The sequence below is a fragment of the Oligoflexus sp. genome, from assembly GCF_035638955.1.
GTDB lineage: Bacteria > Bdellovibrionota_B > Oligoflexia > Oligoflexales > Oligoflexaceae > Oligoflexus.
This window is the reverse complement of sequence record NZ_DASQYZ010000269.1, coordinates 1-3,065: the sequence shown is the minus strand read 5'-3', so window position 1 is coordinate 3,065 and position 3,065 is coordinate 1. Positions and strand designations below refer to the sequence as shown.

Genomic DNA, 3,065 nt, shown 5'->3' with positions numbered 1-3,065 from the left:
GAAGCTATAATGCGGAAGGGGTACCAAGGGCCGGATATTTTTCGTGCAAAGCAATGATGCTGCGTCGTGACTGGGACCTGGCACGAATGGTGTACCTGCCCATATCGCAGTATCCCCATGCCCTGCAGAAACAGAGGATTCGAACATGAACGTGACCACCTTGATTCAAGTGATGATGATCCTGAGCCTTAACGTATTGGTCTTGGGTTGCGGATCGACAAGACCCGCCCCCAATTTAGGGACTAGCGGACTGGGTAGGCAGGCCGCGGCTGACGCAGATGCGCGTACCGCCGAGCTGGAAAGCTTAATTCGTGCCCAGTCGGAGGCTCTGTCGAAGCTCGACACCGATAAGACAAAACTCGAAGAAGAAGCCTTGGATCTTGGTGCTCAAATCAAAGCCCTGAATGAACAATTGGTCGGCAATAAGACCCTCACGGAACAGGAAAAGGTCGAGATGCAGCAGACGATCAAGGATCTGCAGGCGCGGAAAACTGCCATGGAAACTCAGATTACTGATCTCAACAATAAAAATGTCAGTCTCGAGCAGCAGCTGGCCACAACGAAAGCCGAAAACGACCGTCTTGTAAAGGAACTCGCAGCCGCCAAGGGTGCACAGTCAGACGCCATGACTCCATCTACTGCGACGCAGCCCTCGACATCAACGGGTGTGACAGCAGCCGGCAACAACGTTGGCCTCCGTGCCGTCGATGTGAATGCTTGTTTAAACGTGATTGGCACTGGCGAATATGTTCAGATTTCATCGGCCGCATGTGCCGCGGCTCAGAACCAGCAATTTTCCTTGGTGGCTGGAGTGAACACAACCTTCTCGATTAAATCGAATTTGTCGAATAAGTGCATGTCGGTGTTGAGCACGTCGGAAGGTGGCATGGTGGTTCAAAAAACTTGTACCAACACGACCGATCAATCCTGGGAATACTTCATGACGAGTTCGGCCGGATTCCGACTCCGCAATCGCTACAGCGGGAAATGTTTAAAAGTTCAAGCAGGCAAGACGGTGCAAGGAGATTGCAATCAAAATTTCACCATCTTTAACCAGCTGTAAAATATTCCATATTATCTGGCGGACGCGACTTCGGCCATGATTCAGATTTGTGCTCCCGAACTCTGGAAGTGCTCTAGCGCTCCAATTTTTCTTCGGACGTTTTTTTTGTTCAAAGGCCGAACTCAAAGGATCAAAGTCAAACACTTTGTCTGGCGCGAAAAAGTACCACATCCTGGTAGCCAAAATATTTGACAGCTGCAAAGATGGAATCCATCTAAATCAGTCGCATTCTCTACGATTCTTCGCAGGTCCGGTTGAGGTTTTATCCGCGCCCAATAACGGTTCAAGAATTGAATAGCCCATACAGTTGTTGAGATGTGATCTGTTAACTTGTACGAAGAAAGTATTGAGAACATCTGAACTTTTGACTCACTTTCCTGCGGTAGACTGTGAGTGGAATATGTTCGAGAACGCAAATTAAGGAGACCTTCATGAAGAGCCTGTTGAAAGCTTTTGTCCCGTTTTTTCTGGTTTTGGCTTTTGGTTTCTCCCTTGCTAACTGTGGGTCGTCTCGTGAAGGTGAAAGTTCCGATCTCAGCCGCTTTGTGAGCTATGCCAATGTAAATGGGGCCAAGCTTATACTTTGGTCGATTGAGAAGAAGGATCCCGCCGGAAGGGCAATCATTGACCAATATGGATATAAGAGTCGCTGCATTTACTATAAAGAAGGTTCTGCTGCGATGTCTGATTCCCAGCTTATGAAGACATCTGTACTGTTAACGCCTGGATATCTTTCGGACGGCTATGTCCTCAACCAACTGCAAAGGCAAAAACTCTCCGCATTTAAGGCTGCCGCAGGCAAGTCCCTCAATGTGCCGGCGAGCTGCTCGCTTGATGTGCTCCTTAAGGCCAACTTTTCAGGATGTATCACGACCCTCTTGGATTTTAGAAGGAGAGCCCGCGATTTCGGTGCCGCTGAAGAAGCGCAGATTTTGATTCTGCAAGACCGGCTGATGATGGGAACCCCACAACCTGTTCAAGAGGAGATCGTAAGACAAAGCGTGCAGGCAATCAAAACAGCAAAGATCCATGCTTCAGATCAGGCCTGTCCTGACGTTACCAAAGTTCTAAGGTGAATCCATTGCGCAACGTTCTGGGATTTCGCGTGTGGTCTACGAGCAATCAAAATTTAAAGGTTGGTTCGATAGTTTCAGGGCAGTCACAGCTCGGAATTATCATATGCCCGCGCTTTGGGAGGTTTCGAACTGCAAGGATTACAATTGGTGGCTTTGAGTCGATGAGAATAATTCGAAAACGGCAGGTCAGAGCAAAGGGTGATACCTCTGCAGAGATCTTCCATTCCGTCGCTGCATGATCGTTCGCCAATCCTTGCTTCCCCTCGCTCGGCTTCTGCAAACGCAACCCAACCAAGGAAATCCCGCCACATGCTGCGAGGTTACGCATGATGCTTCCATGTTGAGCAATCTGCTTGACAGAGTGGAAATCAATTTTCAGAAAACGCAATTGAATCCTGGCCAGACAGCCAAATACCAGCTAAGGTTGCTTCCAGGACAGCAAAGGGGTGTTAAAATGAAGAGAACGTTCATAGCTGGTAGAATCCTGGCAACTGGAATGGTGGCTTCCGTGTTGGTCGCCTGCGGAGCATCCAAAGAAAACAGCGAGACAAAAGTCACAAATGGAAAAGTGATCAGCGACAGCAGCTATTCATCGGTTGTACAGATTTATGCTGCACGTGAAGGGAGTCCCGGCACTTGTACTGGCACATTCGTGAGTAAAACGAAAATGATCACAGCCGGTCACTGCGTGGAAGGTTTGGATTCATCAGATCCCAAACTGTATGTGCTCGGCAAGAGAGTGGAAAATGGCGAAGAGAAATACTTCGCCAAGGTCAAGGCAGTGAGCTTTAAGCGCCACCCCAAATATGACATTTCTCTGGGCGTCAGTCGTTACGATGTCACCGTCGTGACGTTCCCGGCTGATTCAGCCTCAGGTTTCAGCACCCCCGCCTCCAAATCGCCCTCGGTGGGTCAGAAACTAACAA

Annotated in this window: 3 protein-coding genes; all 3 read left to right on the top strand. The window is 49.0% G+C overall.

Annotated features, from left to right (window positions below; genetic code table 11):
* The first annotated feature begins 145 nt into the window (after positions 1 to 145).
* Complete coding sequence (locus VE954_RS24700; RefSeq protein WP_324957847.1) at positions 146 to 1,063, top strand: RICIN domain-containing protein; 918 nt, start codon at positions 146 to 148, stop codon at positions 1,061 to 1,063.
* Between the two features lie 431 nt (positions 1,064 to 1,494).
* On the top strand, positions 1,495 to 2,139 hold the full coding sequence (locus VE954_RS24695) for a hypothetical protein (RefSeq protein ID WP_324957845.1): 645 nt from the start codon (positions 1,495 to 1,497) through the stop codon (positions 2,137 to 2,139).
* 454 nt (positions 2,140 to 2,593) lie between these two features.
* Positions 2,594 to 3,065, top strand: a 472-nt coding sequence (locus VE954_RS24690; protein ID WP_324957843.1) for a trypsin-like serine protease, incomplete at its 3' end; no start/stop codon positions are given.

Excerpts from the sequence above, each read along its gene's own strand:
- VE954_RS24700 (WP_324957847.1), top strand. The coding sequence starts at position 146 with ATGAACGTGACCACCTTGATTCAAGTGATGATGATCCTGAGCCTTAAC.
- VE954_RS24695 (WP_324957845.1), top strand. The coding sequence starts at position 1,495 with ATGAAGAGCCTGTTGAAAGCTTTTGTCCCGTTTTTTCTGGTTTTGGCT.